The organism is Faunimonas pinastri (genome assembly GCF_900110915.1).
GTDB classification, from domain to species: domain Bacteria; phylum Pseudomonadota; class Alphaproteobacteria; order Rhizobiales; family Afifellaceae; genus Faunimonas; species Faunimonas pinastri.
On record NZ_FOFG01000011.1, the window covers coordinates 11,996 to 27,911 of the forward strand.

Annotated in this window: 15 protein-coding genes; 10 read left to right on the plus strand and 5 right to left on the minus strand. The window is 65.6% G+C overall.

Annotation, left to right across the window (positions count from 1 at the left end; genetic code table 11):
• The first annotated feature begins 140 nt into the window (after positions 1 to 140).
• Positions 141 to 800: an invasion associated locus B family protein gene (locus tag BMY25_RS14170; RefSeq protein WP_092497666.1), complete on the plus strand. Its 660-nt coding sequence runs from the start codon at positions 141 to 143 to the stop codon at positions 798 to 800.
• 88 nt (positions 801 to 888) lie between these two features.
• Here the strand turns inward: BMY25_RS14170 and hspQ are convergent, their stop codons facing one another.
• The 3 genes from hspQ to BMY25_RS14185 all read right to left on the minus strand — a co-directional run bounded on the left by hspQ (position 889) and on the right by BMY25_RS14185 (position 3,490).
• Positions 889 to 1,218, minus strand: coding sequence for a heat shock protein HspQ (gene hspQ / locus BMY25_RS14175; RefSeq protein WP_092497668.1), 330 nt, complete (start codon positions 1,216 to 1,218; stop codon positions 889 to 891).
• A gap of 20 nt (positions 1,219 to 1,238) precedes the next feature.
• Positions 1,239 to 2,201 carry a lysophospholipid acyltransferase family protein gene (locus BMY25_RS14180; RefSeq protein WP_143061977.1) on the minus strand — a complete coding sequence of 321 codons (963 nt, stop codon included), beginning with the start codon at positions 2,199 to 2,201 and terminating at the stop codon, positions 1,239 to 1,241.
• A gap of 110 nt (positions 2,202 to 2,311) precedes the next feature.
• Positions 2,312 to 3,490 (minus strand): FAD-dependent monooxygenase, encoded by a 1,179-nt coding sequence (locus BMY25_RS14185; RefSeq protein ID WP_092497672.1) that lies wholly within the window; start codon positions 3,488 to 3,490, stop codon positions 2,312 to 2,314.
• Between the two features lie 156 nt (positions 3,491 to 3,646).
• Here BMY25_RS14185 and BMY25_RS14190 point away from each other — a divergent pair, with 156 nt between their 5' ends.
• The 7 genes from BMY25_RS14190 to BMY25_RS14220 all read left to right on the plus strand — a co-directional run bounded on the left by BMY25_RS14190 (position 3,647) and on the right by BMY25_RS14220 (position 10,582).
• Entirely contained in the window at positions 3,647 to 4,048 is a 402-nt protein-coding gene (locus tag BMY25_RS14190) for a hypothetical protein (RefSeq protein WP_143061978.1), read from the plus strand.
• Between the two features lie 286 nt (positions 4,049 to 4,334).
• Positions 4,335 to 5,021 (plus strand): CDP-alcohol phosphatidyltransferase family protein, encoded by a 687-nt coding sequence (locus BMY25_RS14195; protein ID WP_238858346.1) that lies wholly within the window; start codon positions 4,335 to 4,337, stop codon positions 5,019 to 5,021.
• Positions 5,022 to 5,029: 8 nt separating this feature from the next.
• Positions 5,030 to 5,752: a TerC family protein gene (locus BMY25_RS14200; protein ID WP_092497676.1), complete on the plus strand. Its 723-nt coding sequence runs from the start codon at positions 5,030 to 5,032 to the stop codon at positions 5,750 to 5,752.
• Positions 5,753 to 5,842: 90 nt separating this feature from the next.
• Positions 5,843 to 7,438, plus strand: a complete 1,596-nt coding sequence (locus tag BMY25_RS14205; RefSeq protein ID WP_092497678.1) for an ABC transporter ATP-binding protein — start codon at positions 5,843 to 5,845, stop codon at positions 7,436 to 7,438.
• On the plus strand, positions 7,428 to 8,522 hold the full coding sequence (locus BMY25_RS14210) for an ABC transporter permease (RefSeq protein WP_092497680.1): 1,095 nt from the start codon (positions 7,428 to 7,430) through the stop codon (positions 8,520 to 8,522). Before BMY25_RS14205 ends, BMY25_RS14210 begins: the two co-directional genes overlap by 11 nt.
• Positions 8,494 to 9,444 (plus strand): ABC transporter permease, encoded by a 951-nt coding sequence (locus tag BMY25_RS14215; RefSeq protein WP_092497682.1) that lies wholly within the window; start codon positions 8,494 to 8,496, stop codon positions 9,442 to 9,444. The genes BMY25_RS14210 and BMY25_RS14215 overlap by 29 nt, the downstream gene beginning before the upstream one ends.
• Before the next feature lie 67 nt (positions 9,445 to 9,511).
• Positions 9,512 to 10,582: a BMP family ABC transporter substrate-binding protein gene (locus BMY25_RS14220; RefSeq protein ID WP_092497684.1), complete on the plus strand. Its 1,071-nt coding sequence runs from the start codon at positions 9,512 to 9,514 to the stop codon at positions 10,580 to 10,582.
• 80 nt (positions 10,583 to 10,662) lie between these two features.
• Here the strand turns inward: BMY25_RS14220 and BMY25_RS14225 are convergent, their stop codons facing one another.
• Complete coding sequence (locus tag BMY25_RS14225; RefSeq protein WP_177176868.1) at positions 10,663 to 12,792, minus strand: FUSC family protein; 2,130 nt, start codon at positions 12,790 to 12,792, stop codon at positions 10,663 to 10,665.
• A 285-nt stretch (positions 12,793 to 13,077) separates the two neighbouring features.
• On the opposite strand from BMY25_RS14225, the gene BMY25_RS14230 reads away from it, so the two are divergent.
• Both BMY25_RS14230 and BMY25_RS14235 read left to right on the plus strand, forming a co-directional pair.
• Entirely contained in the window at positions 13,078 to 13,353 is a 276-nt protein-coding gene (locus BMY25_RS14230; protein WP_092497688.1) for a YMGG-like glycine zipper-containing protein, read from the plus strand.
• A gap of 194 nt (positions 13,354 to 13,547) precedes the next feature.
• Complete coding sequence (locus BMY25_RS14235) at positions 13,548 to 14,873, plus strand: L,D-transpeptidase family protein (RefSeq protein ID WP_177176869.1); 1,326 nt, start codon at positions 13,548 to 13,550, stop codon at positions 14,871 to 14,873.
• Between the two features lie 39 nt (positions 14,874 to 14,912).
• On the opposite strand, the gene BMY25_RS14240 is transcribed toward BMY25_RS14235, so the two are convergent.
• Positions 14,913 to 15,857, minus strand: coding sequence for a lysophospholipid acyltransferase family protein (locus BMY25_RS14240; protein WP_092497692.1), 945 nt, complete (start codon positions 15,855 to 15,857; stop codon positions 14,913 to 14,915).
• Positions 15,858 to 15,916 lie beyond the last annotated feature (59 nt).

Sequence of the window (15,916 nt, forward strand, 5' to 3'; positions counted from 1 at the left end):
ATCTGGAATTGCCTGCAAATGCCCGCTAAGGGAAGACGCACTGGCACGTCAATCTGTCGCCGCAATCGGCGGCCACGCACCACCTGTGAACACGCGCCCGCTGCGGCATGCGACGGGCCGGTCAGATATGAGGATTTTCCATGCTTTGGACGCGCAAGTCGTGTGCACCCATTGAGTTGAGCGCGAAGGCCGGTCTGGTTGCTGCTGCTCTTCTCGCGTTCGGAGCGGCACCCGCTCTGGCGGAGAACGCAAAGCAGGCCGCTCCGGCCGCAGGCGCACAGAACGAAGGCCCGCAGCCCGACTGGGTCAAGCTCTGCAGCCAGAACCCGCAGAACAAGCAGCAGATCTGCGTCACGACGCGTGAGCGTCGTGCTGCGACGGGCCAGCTCCTGGCCGCGCTGTCGATCCGCGAAGTCGACACCAAGAAGTATCTCGTGACGGCCGTGCCCCCGGGCATGCTGCTGCGCCCGGGCCTGCAGGTCCAGATCGACGGCTCCAAGCCCACCAAGGCGCAGTACACGATCTGCTTCCCGAACCTCTGCTTCGCCGAGGCCGAGATCAACGCCGACTACGTCAACAACATGAAGAAGGGCAACCAGCTCATCATCACGACGCTGACGCAGGAAGCCAAGCCGATCAACTTCAACATCTCGCTGTCCGGCTTCAAGGGCTCCTACGAAGGCCCGGCCATGGACCCGGCCAAGCTGCAGGCGCAGAACAAGAAGCTGCAGGACGACCTTCAGGCCAAGGCCGAAGCCGCCCGCAAGGCGCTGATCGACAAGCAGCAGCAGCAGAAGTGATCGGTCGGCCCGGCGCTTCTCGCGAAGCCCGGGCCGGACGGACTGGCCTGTTGAATGCGGGAAGCGGCCTTCGGGCCGCTTTTTCTTTTCAGTTCAGCGACTCGCGGCTTTCATAAAGGCCGCCCCTGAACTCGCCGAAGAGCTCACCGATCTGTGGATGCAGTACGGGCCTGCCGCTCTCGTCGGGCAGGAGGTTCTGCTCGGACACGTAGGCGATGTACTTGGAATCATCGTTCTCGGCGAGCAGGTGATAAAAGGGCTGATCCTTGCGCGGACGGATGTCCTCGGGGATCGCCTGATACCATTCCTCGGTATTGTCGAAGACCGGATCGACGTCGAAGACCACACCCCTGAAGGGGTAGATCCGATGACGGACCACCTGTCCCACCTGAAATTTCGCACTACGGATTTGAACCATCTAGACGACCTCTTTGTCGCTTAGTTTGGTTTCTGCCTCATGAAATCAAGGGGACGGCGACGCGGCCGGGAACGTCCCTGCGTAGCTCGCCAGCGGTCGTTCACCCACATCCATTCGCCCGGACGCTCCCGAATCCATCGCTCGAACTGCTTCTGGATCGCCTGGGTCGCGACCTGCACGTCGATTGCGGCGTCCTCGGTCTGCGGCACCGGGATTTCGACCGCCTCGATTCGAAAGCGAACGCCGGGCAGCCGGATCGCACGGCCGACGATGAGCGGCACTCCAAGGCGACGCGCCACCATGGCGGGGAAGGGGTTCGCCGTCGTCTCCTGTCCGAAGAACTGGACGGCCACCCCCCGCGCTTCGCGAAGATCGGCGAGCATCGCCACGGCATTCCCGTCACGCACCCATTCCATGATCCGCTTGGGCGTTTCCCGGCTCTTGGAGAGCATGCCGCCGCCGAAAACCTGGGTGCGGAGGCCCACGACATAGGTGTCCGACAGGGGATTGGAGAGCCTCTGGTAAAGGCCGATGACGGGGAAAAACTCGGAGATGGGCCGACCGGCGACTTCCCAGTTCGCGGAATGCATGCCGGTGATGACCGCGCCTGTTCCACCGCCGCGGAACCGATTGCCGATCTCATCCGGGATATTGTTGTCGAAACGGGAATCATCGGCGATCAGGCGGTCGATCAGGAAGCTCTCGCCGAAGGTGCGGCCGAGATTCTCCCATTGCTCGGCGGCGATCTTCCGGCGGGCGGCTTTCGTCAGGCCCGGGAAGCCGATCTCCAGGTTCCGCATGACCCGCTCGTGGCGATAGGTCAGCGGCGCGGCAACCCGCCAGATTTTCCCCATCAGCCCCGATGCCCAGCCGAGCGGCAGGCAGCGCAGCAGGAAGGCCGCCATGCGCAGTCCCAGGTATTCCACTCGATGGCTGGCCGTCACGTCGCCGGTGCGCTCGATGCTCTTCTTGTTCTTCTTCACGCCGTCCGCCAACGTCCGTCGACCTGGTTCGCTGCGACGGCCCGGATCGACCGCCAGCTAGGGCAGGTGGAGCAATCCGGTCAGCTTGTCCAGTGTCCGAAACGCCACTCTCAGGCGCGAAAAAGAGGGCGTTGCGCGAGACCCTGCCGCATCAGCAGTCGGCGCAGCGGCGGCACCCGCGAAGCGAGGCCGAGCCCGAGGCCGCGCAGGGCCTGGACGGAGATAAAGTCGGTCAGGAGCGAACGATTCAGGATGTCGACCGCCGCCGTGCGTGTCCGCACATCGATCTGGCGCTGGCGGTGATAGGCAGCGATCGCCTCGTCAGATCCGGGATCGCTGCCCCGCCGCAGGACCTTGTCGAGGGCGGCCACGTCGCGGAAACCGAGATTGAGGCCCTGGGCGCCGATCGGCGGAAAGACATGCGCGGCCTCGCCCACCAGCATGACACGGTTGCGGGCGTAGGCATCCACCGTCGCCGCCTTCATGGGATAGACCACGCGGGGGGTGTCGACCGCCATGGTCCCGACGATGGAAGCGGCGCGCTCCTCGGCCCGCCGATTGAAGGCGTCCTCCTGCAGTTCCGAACGCATCGTGGAGATGTCCGGCCGGTCCATCCAGATCAGGCTCATGCGCTGCCCCTTCATGGGAACCAGCGTGAAGGGGCCGTGCTCGGTGTGGAATTCGGTCGAGACATTGCCGTGCGGACGGCCCACCTTGAATGTCGTCACCAGCGCCGACTGCGGATAGGACCATTCGCGCATCTCGATACCGGCGGCGCGGCGCGCCGAGGATCGGGCACCATCGGCGCCCACCACGAGCCTGGCGCGGATCGTCCGATCCCCGGCGAGAATCGACACCATGTCCGATCCCGTCCGGATGTCGTCGGCCGTATGGGGAAGGATGCTCAGCCCATCCTCCGCTTCCGCGGCCTCGGCCAGCGCGGCGACGATCGCCTCGTTGGCGATGTTGTGGCCGAAGGCGGGAAGGCCGATCTCGGAGGCATGGAAGATCGCCTCCGGCGCGCGGAGCAGCCGCCGCGTTCCGTCGACGATGCGCATGCCGACCATCGCCGCCGCGTCGTCCGTCATGCGGTCCCAGACCCCGAGCCGCCGCAGGAAATCGACGGAGCTGCCGAGAAGGGCCGCCGTCCGGCCTGGCGGAAACCGCGCGGGCGGTGCGATGAGCACCGTGCGAAGGCCATGGCGGGCCGCCACGAGAGCGGATGAATATCCGGTCGCGCCGCCGCCGATCACTGCTACGTCGAAGAGGTCTTCAGATCGCTCGCTCATGTCTGAGGCATACCGCTTGTGCAGCCGGACGAAAAGGGAGCCGGGGGGCAATCTGGCCGGCGCCGCCGTCCTTGCTGGCCGGAACCGTTGCAGGACCGGTCCATTGACTCCGCAGAAGGCCTACAGGCGCGAACGCCTGCCGAACGGGAGGTTTCCATGCCAGGAATGCCGAACAAACTTCGCGAAGCGCGGGACCGAAGCGAGGTCAGGGGCGAGGCCATCGGAGCGGTGACGCCCGCGGGTAACGCGACGTCGCGGACGAGGCGGCTCGCGATCATCGGCGCGGGGCTTTTCTGCATCGTCGCGGGAATCGCGACCGCCGCCGCGCAAACGACCGTACCGACGCCGACCCCCGGCGCTCCCGGCGACAATAACGCGGCATCGCCGGTTCCGCCCGCCGCGCCCGGGACGCTCACGCACCAGCTCAGCCAGAGCAACGGCGTCATCGCGCCGCCCGCGACGAGCGATTCAGGGATCAACAAGCCCGCGCCGCAGACCGGCACGACGCCGGTCATTCCGGCACCCGGCGCCGGCTCCAATGGAGCCCAGCCCAAGTAAGCTGGCGCGACATGCATGTTCCGCTCTGCGGCAACGGCCTCCTTCCCGGTGGCCGTTGCTGTCGCATGACGTTTTTAGGGCTGTTCAGTCACGAACTCTCGACTATGAGATAGTCGTGAAAGCTGGCCAGGATCCGCTGGGGCGGCTTCGCAGGACGGGACGAGGGGGCATGCCGTTTCATGGTGAGTTCAGCAGGAGCCGGTTCCGGCGGATCGCTCGTCTGGAGGAGCCGCTCAGGCGGTTGCGGCCGGCCGTTCTGGTGCGGCAACGGCAACTGGAGCTGAGCGTGCGGCAGGGACCTCTCTTCGCCATCCACCTGTTCACCGCGGTAGGCGCGGCGCTCGCGCTGTTCTCCATGGTGGCGGCGCTGCACCATGACTGGAACGCGACCTTCGCCTGGCTGGGTATCGGGCTGATCGTCGACGGCATCGACGGGCCGCTCGCCCGCAAGGCGCGACTGCGTGAGCGTCTGCCGAAATGGGACGGCGCGGCGCTCGATTTCGTCATCGACTACACGACCTATGTGTTCATTCCCGCCGTGATCGTAGCCGAGGCCCTTGGGCTTCCCGGCCTCGTCGGCGCCGGCATGGGTGCGCTGATCACGGTCACCGGCGCGCTTTATTTCGCCGACACCCGCATGAAACAGCCGGATAATTCCTTTCGCGGCTTTCCCGCCGTGTGGAACATGCTGGTCATCGTTCTCTACGCCCTGATGCCGCCTCCTGCGGTCACCATCGCGGCCGTGATCCTGTTCGCCGTGATGACTTTCGTGCCCGTCAGCTTCGTGCATCCGGTGCGGGTCGTGCGCTGGCGGCCGCTGACGCTTCTCGTCATGGCGGTGTGGTTCGTGGCTGCCGCCTGGCTGATCGTGACCGATTTTCAGTCGTCACATACCTTGCGACTCCTCCTCATCGTCACCAGTCTTTATCTCGCGGGCGTCGCTGCCGCGCAGCAGGTGTTGCGTTCGAGATAGGGGAAAAGATGATCGACCTTCTGGCGAATCCAGAAGCCTGGGCCGCGTTTCTGACCCTGACAGTCATGGAGATCGTCCTCGGCATCGACAACGTCGTGTTCCTGTCGCTGCTCGTTGCAAGAGTTCCCGAACCCCAGGCCCAGCGTGCGCGACAGATCGGCCTGGCGCTGGCTTTCGTCTTTCGCGTGATCCTGTTGCTTGGCCTGAGCTGGCTTATCGGCCTCACCCAGCCGGTCGTGACGGTTTTCGGCCAGGGCTTCTCCTGGCGCGATATCATCCTGATCGCGGGCGGCCTTTTCCTGCTCTACAAGGCGACCACCGAGATCCATGGGGACATCGAGGGGCAGCATGGGGATAGTGCGGTCGGCTCCGTCGCCCGATCCTTCGCGCTCATCATCGCCCAGATCGTCGTGGTCGATCTGGTCTTCTCCATCGACTCCATTCTCACGGCGATCGGCATGGCCGATCACGTGGAAATCATGATCGCTGCCGTTCTTGTCGCCATTGTCCTGATGTACGTCGCGTCAGGCCCGATCGCCGGCTTCGTTCACCGCAACCCCACCACCAAGATGTTGGCGCTGGGTTTCCTGCTACTGATCGGCATGGCGCTGATCGCGGATGGCCTGAATTTCCATATTCCGCGCGCCTACATCTATTTCGCGATGGGCTTCGCAGTGGTGGTCGAGGTGTTCAACCTCCTTGCCAAGCGCAGGCGTGTCGCCGGCGGGTAACGCTTGGTGAATTCCTTCGAAAGCCTCTAATTTAAGCTGGCGCGGAAGCGGGCACTTGCCTAACGTCCAGCCTGAATTGAGGGACTTAGAATGCAGGACCTTGCAGCGGCTGCCGCAGATCATGGCGTCCAGCCCTTGCTGCGGGCCGACGGCCTGACCAAGCGGTTCGGCGCGCTCACCGCTTGCGATCACATCCGCTTCGAGATCCAGCCGGGGGAAGTCCATGCGCTGCTCGGTGAAAACGGGGCCGGCAAGTCGACCCTGGTCAAGATGCTCTATGGCGCGCTGGAACCGGACGAGGGGCAGATCGTCTGGAACGGCCAGCCGGTGCGGATCGGCTCGCCCGCCGAAGCGCGACGTCTCGGCATCGGCATGGTCTTCCAGCACTTCTCGCTTTTCGAGGCGCTGAGCGTCGCGGAAAACATCGCGCTGGCGCTGCCGCATCTTCCACGCCGGACGCTCGCTGACACTATTTCCCGCGTCTCCAAGTCCTACGGTCTGCCGCTCGATCCCCGCAGCACCGTTGCCGATCTGTCCGTCGGCGAACGGCAGCGGGTGGAGATCGTCCGCTGCCTTTTGCAGGAACCGCGCCTCATCATCATGGACGAGCCGACCTCGGTCCTGACGCCGCAGGAAGTGGACCTGCTTTTCGTGACGCTCCGCCGCCTTTCCAGCGAAGGCGTGGCGATCCTCTACATCACGCATCGCCTCTCGGAGGTGCTGGCGCTCGCCAATCACGCGACGATCCTGCGCCGCGGCAAGGTGGTGGAGACCGCCGATCCCGCGCAGGAAACCGCCGGCAGCCTGGCGCGCATGATGGTGGGCTCCGAGGTTCTCGGTATCGAGCGTCCGCCGGCCGTGACCGGAACGCGCAAGCCGCGCCTCGTGCTGAGCAATCTTTCGCTGTCGGCGGAAGGCCAGTTCGGCACGCCGCTTTCCGGCATAGACCTGACCGTTAACGCCGGCGAGGTCGTCGGCATCGCGGGTGTGGCCGGCAACGGGCAGCAGGAATTCTTCGATGCCGTGTCTGGCGAGCGTACCGCCGCGACGGACCAGGCCATCCTGATCGACGGCGTCCAGGTCGGCCGGCGCGGTGTCAACGCGCGGCGCAAGCTGGGCGCGGCCTTTGTGCCGGAAGAGCGAATGGGGCATGGCGCCGTGTCCAATTTCCGGCTTTCCGAGAACGTGATCCTGACGCGCCACGCGACCGACAATGAAGTCGCGCGCGGCGGCTTCCTGCATCGCCGTATCGCGCGCGACGTCGAGGAGCGGGTCGGCGAGCGCTACGACGTGCGCCGGTCCACCGCCGATCCCAAGGCGGGCTCGCTGTCCGGTGGCAACCTGCAGAAATTCGTGGTGGGCCGCGAGATCGACCGTTCGCCCGGCGTGCTGGTCGTCAGCCAGCCGACCTGGGGCGTGGACGCGGGCGCGGCGCGGACGATCCGCTCGGCGCTCGTGGATCTCGCCCGCGGCGGTGCGGCGGTGCTGGTGATCAGCCAGGATCTCGACGAGATCTTCGAGATCGCCGACCGCATCGCGGTGCTCTCGGAAGGCAGGCTTTCGACGCTCTATCCGGCGGAAAGCTTGACGATGGAGCGGATCGGCCTGCTGATGGGCGGTATCCATGGTGAGCAGGCCGGTGAGGATGCGCCGGCTGCGTTGAAAGACAGTTCGCATGCGTCTTGAGCTTGTTCGCCGGCCGGAGCCGTCCCGGCTGATGTCCGTGCTGTCGCCGGTGATCGCCATCGTCATGACACTGATCCTGGGCGCGGTGCTCTTCACGGCGCTGGGCGTCAATCCGGCGCAGGCGCTGTACGTCTATTTCGTCGAGCCCGTCACGCAGCTCTGGTCGCTTGAGGAACTCGTGGTGAAGGCGGCGCCGCTGGCGCTGATCGCGATCGGCCTTGCGCTGTGTTACCGCGCCAATGTCTGGAATATCGGCGCGGAAGGTCAATTCACGGCCGGCGCGATCTTCGGCTCGGCGATCCCGATCCTGCTTCCCGACTGGGATTCGTGGATGGTTCTGCCGCTGATGCTCATCCTCGGCGTGATCGGCGGCATGCTCTACGCCGCGATCCCTGCCATCCTGAAGAACCGGTTCGGGGCCAACGAGATCCTGACCAGCCTCATGCTGAGCTATATCGCGCTCCTTGTGCTGGACTGGCTCGTTCGCGGGCCGTGGCGCGATCCCGGCAGCTTCAACTTCCCGCAATCCGTGACCTTCAGCGATGCCGCGACCCTGCCGTTGCTCGTCTCGGACGGCCGGCTCCATGTGGGCGTCCTCTTCGCCGTGCTTGCCGCGCTGATCGCCGCGATCCGGCTGTCCTTCTCCGTGCAGGGCTTTGCCATCGAAGTGGCCGGCAACGCGCCGCGCGCCGCGCGCTTCTCCGGTTTCAGCCAGAAGCGGATCACGCTTTCGGTGTTCCTGATCTCCGGCGGTCTCGCGGGTCTTGCCGGCATCTGCGAGGTCTCGGGCGTGCTGAACCAGCTCCGCCCGGAAATCTCCCCGGGCTATGGCTTCGCCGCGATCATCGTGGCCTTCCTCGGCCGGCTCAATCCGCTGGCGATCCTGCTGGCGGCGCTGTTGCTGGCGCTGAGTTACATCGGCGGGGAGGGCGCGCAGGCGGAGCTTGCCGTATCCTCCACCGTGACCCGGCTGTTCCAGGGATTCCTGCTTCTGATGATCCTCGGCTGCGACACTCTGATCGCCTACAAGATCCGCCTCGTGACGAGCCGGAGCCATGCGAGCGGGGAGGCTGCCCGTGGTTGATTGGCCCGTCGTCGCCGCCATCGTCCTGACGATTGTCACCGCCTCCACGCCGCTGCTGCTGGCGGCCCTGGGCGAAGTCGTGGCCGAGCGATCCGGCGTCCTGAACCTCGGCGTGGAAGGAATGATGGCGATCGGCGCCGTCAGCGGCTTTGCCGCGACCCATGCGACCGGCTCGACCTTCGCCGGCGTGATCGCCTCGGCCATCGGCGGCATGATCCTTGCTGTTCCCTTTGCCGTGCTGGTGATCAATCTCTCGGTGAATCAGGTGGCGACGGGACTTTCGCTGACGCTTTTCGGCCTCGGCGCCTCCGCGATGATCGGCGACAAATATGTCGGCGTACCCGGCATCAAGCTGCCGCAGCTCCATATTCCCGGCCTTTCCGACATCCCGTTCATCGGACCGGTGCTCTTCGGGCAGGACGGGCTGGTCTATTTCTCCGTCGTGCTGACGATCGCAATCGGCTGGTTCCTGACCCGGTCCCGCGGCGGGCTCGTGCTGCGCGCCGTCGGCGACAACCACGATTCCGCGCACAATCTCGGCCTCTCCGTCCTAGGCGTCCGCTGGGCGGCGGTGCTCTTCGGCGGCGCCTGTGCCGGCCTGGGCGGTGGCTATCTGTCGCTCGGCTACACGCCGCTCTGGACGGAGAACATGACGGCGGGGCGCGGCTGGATCGCGGTGGCGCTGGTCGTCTTCGCCAGCTGGCGGCCGGCGCGCGTGCTGGTCGGCGCTTACCTCTTCGGCGCGGTGACGATCCTCGGCTTCCATGCGCAAGGGATGGGCCTGGCAATCCCGTCGCAGTTCATCTCCGCTTTGCCATATCTCGCGACCGTCGTGGTCCTCGTGATCATCTCGGGCAACAAGGCGATGCTCAGGGCAAACACGCCCGCCTGCCTCGGCAAGCCGTTCGTGCCGACGCGATAAAGCTTCTCTGCGGCGACGGGCGGCGGTCGCGGCAGACGATTACGAGCCGTAGGAGTGAGGATAGGTCATGCGTTCAATTCTGATGGTGACGGTTGCCGCCGCCGCGCTCGCGATGGGAGCGACGGGGTCGTTCGCGGCCGACAAGCTGAAGGTCGGCTTCGTCTATGTCGGCCCCCACAATGACGGCGGCTTCTCGGAGCGCCACGATATCGGGCGGCAGGACGTGGAAAAGGCGTTCGGCGACAAGGTCGAGACGAATTACGTGGAAAGCGTCGCCGAGGGCCCGGACGCCGAGCGCGTCATCGAGCGCCTGGCGCGCCAGGGCGACAAGCTGATCTTCACGACGTCCTTCGGCTTCATGGACGCCACGCTGAACACGGCCAAGCGCTTTCCGAACGTGAAGTTCGAGCATGCGACCGGCTTCAAGACGGCCAAGAACATGGGCGTCTACAATGCGCGCTTCTATGAAGGTCGCTACGTCGCCGGCGTGATCGCGGGCAAGATGACGAAGACCAACGTCATCGGCTATCTCGGCTCGTTCCCGATCCCGGAAGTCGTGCAGGGCATCGACGCCTTCACCATGGGCGCGCGCTCGGTCAACCCGAACGTCAAGACCAAGGTCGTCTGGGTCAACACCTGGTTCGATCCCGGCAAGGAAGCCGACGGCGCGAAGGCGCTCTTCGACCAGGGCATCGACGTGCTGATGCAGCATACCGATTCCCCGGCACCGCTGCAGGTTGCGGCCCAGCGCGGCGGCTTCGGCTTCGGTGAAGCCAACGACATGATCAAGTTCGCGCCGAAGAACCAGCTGAGCGCCGTGATCGACAACTGGGGTCCTTATTACGTGAAGGCCACGCAGTCCGTGCTGGACGGCACCTGGAAGTCTGAAGCGGTCTGGGGCGGCTTCGACAGCGGCATGGTGCAGATGGCGCCGTTCACCAACATGCCTGACGATGTCGCCAAGGTCGCGCAGGAGACGGTCGACAAGATCAAGAGCCACCAGCTCAACCCGTTCGCCGGTCCGATCAAGAAGCAGGACGGCAGCGTGGCCGTGGCCGAAGGTCAGACCTTGAGCGACAAGGACCTGACCGGCCTGAACTGGTACGTCGAAGGCGTCGAGGGCGACCTGCCGAAGTAGGCGGCCGATACGCTGCACGATCACGAAGCCCGGCCTCGCGCCGGGCTTTTCTTTTTTTCCCCCGGCACTCAGGCGTTCACTCAGGCGTTTGTCGGTTGGCTCATCGGCGCCAGCGATCGGACCGGCGAATGGGCAAGACGCTCCGTCGCTGCGTGAAGCAGTTCGATCTGCTGACGGATGCGGCCCTGCTCGTTCTCCAGCACTGAGAAACGGTACTCCTCTGAAAAGCTCGGCAGCGGTGCGGGACCGAGTGCCTGAGGGGAGGCGCGTGTCTCCACAGACGAGGCCAGGGCGGAGAGGTCAGCCTCGATCCAGGCGGCGATATCTTCCGTTGCCGCCGTGATCTCGCTGTCTTCCATGTTCTCCTTGATCAGGCTGATCGTGGCGGCCAGGCCTGCCAGCCTCCTGAGCGCGGCGAGGATGGTCATGACGGGCTCGATGATTTCTGCCCGCTTCAGGTGCCGCTCGCTGAGGAGCCGCTGCATCGAGGCTTCGGCATTGTTGCTGGAAAGGCCGGCCTCGCGGCGAACGCGATCCAGCGCGGCGCTCTTGCCGGGAACGAAGCACAGCGCCGCCTTGAGATAATCGCGGTGGATGCGGATCGCGGTGGCGATCTCCGCGGGCAGGCGCGGACCCTGCCAGTTCGGCCAGAGCACCAGTCCGGCGAGAAGCCCGAGCACGCCGCCGATCACCGTATCCAGCGCCCGGATGCCGGCGAGGTTCCCGCCCGTCAGCGTGCCGCCGGTCTGGAACAGTTCGGCGACAAGAATGAATTGCGGCGTCAGGCAAAGGATGAACAAGGCGAAGTTGATCAGCCGAACTGCCATTGCCGCCACGCATAGAGGAAAGATCAGGGCGGTGAGAAGCAGTGGATCGTGGACGAAGTACAGGATCACCGCCGCGATCAACCCGCCGAGGATGGTGGCGAAGACACGTTCGAGCGTCCGCCGCCAGGTATCGACCATGTAGGGCTGCAGCACCGCGACCGCCGTGATGCTGATCCAGTAGCCGCGCGGCAGATGGGCGAAATGCGTGATCAGGACGGCGATCGCGCCGGTCACCGCCACGCGGAGCGCGTGGGAAAAGGCGAGGGACCGAAAACCGAGATTGCCACGAATGCGGGAGATCGCATCGGCCAGCGTCAGCTTGACCTCCGTGGCGTGGCCTTCGGGGGGCGCGGCCAGCGATCCCTCGTGCGTCGTGCCGGCAAGGCTCAGATAGGCAGCGTCGATCCACTGGTCGATGCGATCGAGGAGGCTTGCGACCTGAAGGTGAACGGGATTGTCTCCCGCGATCCCGATCCGGCGGCGCAGGACCTCCATCGCCGTGCCGACGTCGCGAATACCGGTCGGCATCGTGCCGGATACGATCTGCGCGACACCGTCCGCACGGACGGAAAGCCGGCCTAGCACGTGGCGGACCGCGCGTTCCACCTTCAGCCCGGAGGGCTGCGCGCCGTTGAGTTCCAGAAGCTCGCTGAGCGCGATCAGGGAGACGAAGATCTGGTCGGCCTCGGTCACCAGCGCCAGCAATTGCAATGCGCGCTCCGAGCGGCCGGCCCGCGAGCGACGGGTCGCTACCAGCACGTCACGAGCCTGGTCGATGGCTTCTCGCGTCGCGCGCCGGCGCTCCCTGGCGATCTCGCTCCAGCGCTCCGCCGGCACCGATCCCCGGTAGAGGCGACCGATGGCGGCGGCGAAGCCGGCCACCTCCTGCCAGGCTTGCGAGGTGGCGTGCCGGGCCGGGCCATAGGGATAAAGCCGCCAGATGACGAGGGCGAGGAGCATCGCCCAGATGCCACCGACAAAGGCGGCGATCGCCAGGGTGACCGCCGCGTCGAGGCCTCCTCCCGGAGTGGCGACGGCGACCAGGATGGCGAGCGTGGAAAGCAGTCCCGACTGGGCGGCGGCGCTGCCGAAGATGCGCCCCATGTTGACCGCGAATGCCCACAGGAAAACGGCAGTTACGGCCAGCCACCAGACGGGCTCGATCAGCGCACCGAGGAAGGAGGCGAGGGTGGCCAGCACCGCGAAGCCGCCCATGGCCACCACGCGGTCGCGGCCGTTGCCGCCGGGGTCCACGATGCAGGCCCAGAACCCGATGATGGCCACCCAGTTGAAGCTTGGGATATGGGTGATCTCGCCGAGGAGCACGGGAAAGGCGCAGGCGCAGGCGGCCCGCATTCCGGCGGCGATGCTGAGCGCACGCATGTTGAGCGGCAGTGCCCCGGTAATGTGCGGCCGGACGCCCATTGCCCAGGATCGAGTCTTCTGCGGAAGGGTAAAACGCCGCGCTGTCACCGGTTCGTCATTCTCCGTCAATTCGAATCCATGGTGGTCGGCAACGCGCCCCGACGCAATGCTCCGGCTTCAAAGCTGGACGCATCGGCACCAATTCCCGAGCCAGAAAAATGGGCTTCGGGGTGGAACCAAGTAGAGGGAGGGAGATTAGGGGAGCGTAAGCCCGGAGGGGCATTCGACTACGAGGAGTCCAAAATGAAGAAGATTCTGCTCGCTGGCATTGCTGCCCTTGCTATCACTGGCTGCACCACGCAGGATCGAGATACCGGTACGGGCGCTCTGGTCGGCGCAGGTGCTGGCGCGATTATCGGCGGCGTGGCGACGGGCAATGCGGGTGGCGCGATTGCCGGCGCGGCGATCGGCGGCGCGACGGGCGCCATTATCGGTCATGTCTCCAGCCGTCCCGGCTACTGCTATGCGCGCGACTCCTATGGTCGTCGCGTCGTGGTTCAGTGCCCGGCTGGCTACTGAGAATTCCGCTCTGGCCGCTTGGCGGCCAGAGCGTTTTCCTGAGATCTGGAGCCGCCCTCGGGCGGCTTTTTGTTTACCCGCGGTCCGCGCATGACTGCCATGCTTGGTCGCTGCGCGCTTAAGCCGAATGAACTTTCGTCCCGCTCCTTCGTTCATCTTGCCGGAATGCCGGAGCCGGAAGGCTGGAGATGAACATGCGCGCTATGCCGAAAAAACGAGCCTGGATTGTCGGCCTTCTGACATCCGCTGCGATGCTGGCTCCGATCGGCATGGCAGGGCCGGCCGGCGCGGCCAAGCTGCTCCCGAAGGATCGTCCCGCTCACGTGGTGCCGGTGGCCGCCAACGCCACGGACGCGGCCCCGACGCCCGTGCCGGCGACACCCGCGCCCACCGATCCGCAGGCACAACCTCCTGCAGCCGATCAGGCTCCCGCTCCCTCAGATGCCGCTCCCGCCCCTACCACTGAAGGGGCCCAGCCCACCCAGCCGGCGCCGAATGCTCCATCTCCCGATCAGGCGACGCCGGCCCAGCCGGCTCCGGCGCCTTCCGGGCAGGCCGCCGCTCCCGATCAGCCTACGGCACAGACTGCGGGTGCCCAAGGCGTTCTCGCGCCCGATGCCGTCAACAGCGCGCAGTTCGATCCCAAGGCGGAAACGGACAAGAAGCCCAATGCAGTCGTGCTGAAGGCCGAGATCCTGCTGGACCGAGCCGATTCCTCGCCCGGCGTGATGGACGGTATCTTCGGAAGCAACGTGGAGAAGGCGGTCAAGGCCTTCCAGACCACGCATGACCTCAAGCCCGACGGCAAGCTCGGACAGGACCTCTGGAACGCCCTCGGCGCGGATCATGCGGCCCCGCTTTTGGTTAGCTATACGATCACGCCGCAAGATGTCGCCGGACCGTTCACGCCGAACCTGCCGACGGACTATGCCGAACTCGCGAAGCTTCCGCAGATCGGCTACCAGGACGTGGCGGAAATGCTGGCCGAGCGCTTCCATATGGACGAGGGCTTCCTGAAGGCGCTCAATCCCGGCCGCGACTTCAACAAGGCCGGAACGCAGATCGTCGTGGCCGCCGTGAAGCGCCAGCCGATCACGCGCAAGCTCAAGCGCATCGACGTCGACAAGAGCGTGGGCCAGGTGCGCGCCTATGACGATCAGGACAAGCTGATCGTCGCCTATCCCGCCACGATCGGCAGCCCGGAACTGCCGTCGCCTTCCGGCACCCACAAGGTGAAGGGCGTCTCCTGGCATCCGATCTATTATTACGACCCGGACAAGAACTTCAAACAGGGCAACAACACCGAGAAGCTGAAGCTTCCGGCGGGGCCGAACAATCCCGTCGGCGTCGTGTTCATCGCGCTGACGAAGCCGACCTATGGCATCCACGGCACCCCGGATCCCGCCAAGATCGACAAGGCGAGCTCGCATGGTTGCGTGCGGCTGACCAACTGGGACGCTTTGGAACTTGCTCACGCCGTCAAGTTCGGCCTGACCGTCCGCTTCATCGGCAAGGACTGAGCGAATTCAAAGCGGCCCGGGGCGCCGGGCCGCGAAGTCTCAATCGACCGGCAGATCGGCCGGAGGGGAAACCTTCCATCGCATTCGCGTCCGGCCCTTCTGCTGGTTGTGGCGCCAGCGGTCGTTGACCCACATCCATTCGCCCGGGCGATCGCGGATCCAGCTTTCGAACTGATCCTGCACCGCCTGCGTGGCGTACTGTACGTCGCGGAGAGGGTCGGAGCTCCTGGTAATCGGGATCTGCACGGCATCGATGCGAAAGCGGACGCCGCCGAGCCGGACCGTCCGCGCGGCGATCAGCGGAACGCCCAGACGGCGCGCGACCATTGCCGGAAACGGATTGGCGGTCGTCGCCACGCCGAAGAAGGTGACGGGATTGCCGCGTTTCTCCCGCTGGTCGGCAAGCATGGCCACGGCCTTTCCCTCCCGCACCCATCGCATGACAGCAGCCGGAGTGGACGCCACCTTCGGCAGGAGCCCGCCGTCGTAGATGCCGCCCCGAAGGGAAAGCAGGAAACGCTCGGAAGCGGGGTTCCGAAGCTGCTGATAGATGCCGATCAGCGGGTAATGGCGCTTCACGGGCTTCGCCACCAGCTCCCAGTTCGCCGAATGGAGGGAGACGAAGACCGCACCCCGGCCGGGGGCCGACAGCGACGTCAGCAGCTTGTCCGCCTCGCCGATTTCGAACCGGCGCTCGTTCCCGGCGATCCGGTCGAGCGCGAAGGTCTCGGCGAAAGTCTTGCCGAGGTTCTCCCATTGGTCGTGGGCGATCCGTGAGCGCTCAACCGCCGAAAGTTCCGGCATCGCGAGGGCGAGGTTGTCGAGGACGCGTTTATGGCGACGGGTCAGCGGCGCGATCCAGCGCCAGAGCTTCCCCACGGCGGCCGAAGCGACCGATACGGGCACGCATCCGAGCAGAAAGGCGCCGGTGCGAAGCGCCGCATACTCGAGGTTATGGTAGCGGCTGATCTGAACCTCCGGCATCAGGCCATACGAGCACCGGCAGCAGTTCGACTCCTGTCAGGGCTAACGGCTTGTAGGTC

Excerpts from the sequence above, each read along its gene's own strand:
- BMY25_RS14170 (WP_092497666.1), top strand. The coding sequence starts at position 141 with ATGCTTTGGACGCGCAAGTCGTGTGCACCCATTGAGTTGAGCGCGAAG.
- hspQ (WP_092497668.1), bottom strand. The coding sequence starts at position 1,218 with ATGGTTCAAATCCGTAGTGCGAAATTTCAGGTGGGACAGGTGGTCCGT.
- BMY25_RS14185 (WP_092497672.1), bottom strand. The coding sequence starts at position 3,490 with ATGAGCGAGCGATCTGAAGACCTCTTCGACGTAGCAGTGATCGGCGGC.
- BMY25_RS14190 (WP_143061978.1), top strand. The coding sequence starts at position 3,647 with ATGCCAGGAATGCCGAACAAACTTCGCGAAGCGCGGGACCGAAGCGAG.
- BMY25_RS14200 (WP_092497676.1), top strand. The coding sequence starts at position 5,030 with ATGATCGACCTTCTGGCGAATCCAGAAGCCTGGGCCGCGTTTCTGACC.
- BMY25_RS14205 (WP_092497678.1), top strand. The coding sequence starts at position 5,843 with ATGCAGGACCTTGCAGCGGCTGCCGCAGATCATGGCGTCCAGCCCTTG.
- BMY25_RS14210 (WP_092497680.1), top strand. The coding sequence starts at position 7,428 with ATGCGTCTTGAGCTTGTTCGCCGGCCGGAGCCGTCCCGGCTGATGTCC.
- BMY25_RS14215 (WP_092497682.1), top strand. The coding sequence starts at position 8,494 with ATGCGAGCGGGGAGGCTGCCCGTGGTTGATTGGCCCGTCGTCGCCGCC.
- BMY25_RS14220 (WP_092497684.1), top strand. The coding sequence starts at position 9,512 with ATGCGTTCAATTCTGATGGTGACGGTTGCCGCCGCCGCGCTCGCGATG.
- BMY25_RS14225 (WP_177176868.1), bottom strand. The coding sequence starts at position 12,792 with ATGCGTGCGCTCAGCATCGCCGCCGGAATGCGGGCCGCCTGCGCCTGC.
- BMY25_RS14230 (WP_092497688.1), top strand. The coding sequence starts at position 13,078 with ATGAAGAAGATTCTGCTCGCTGGCATTGCTGCCCTTGCTATCACTGGC.
- BMY25_RS14235 (WP_177176869.1), top strand. The coding sequence starts at position 13,548 with ATGCGCGCTATGCCGAAAAAACGAGCCTGGATTGTCGGCCTTCTGACA.
- BMY25_RS14240 (WP_092497692.1), bottom strand. The coding sequence starts at position 15,857 with ATGCCGGAGGTTCAGATCAGCCGCTACCATAACCTCGAGTATGCGGCG.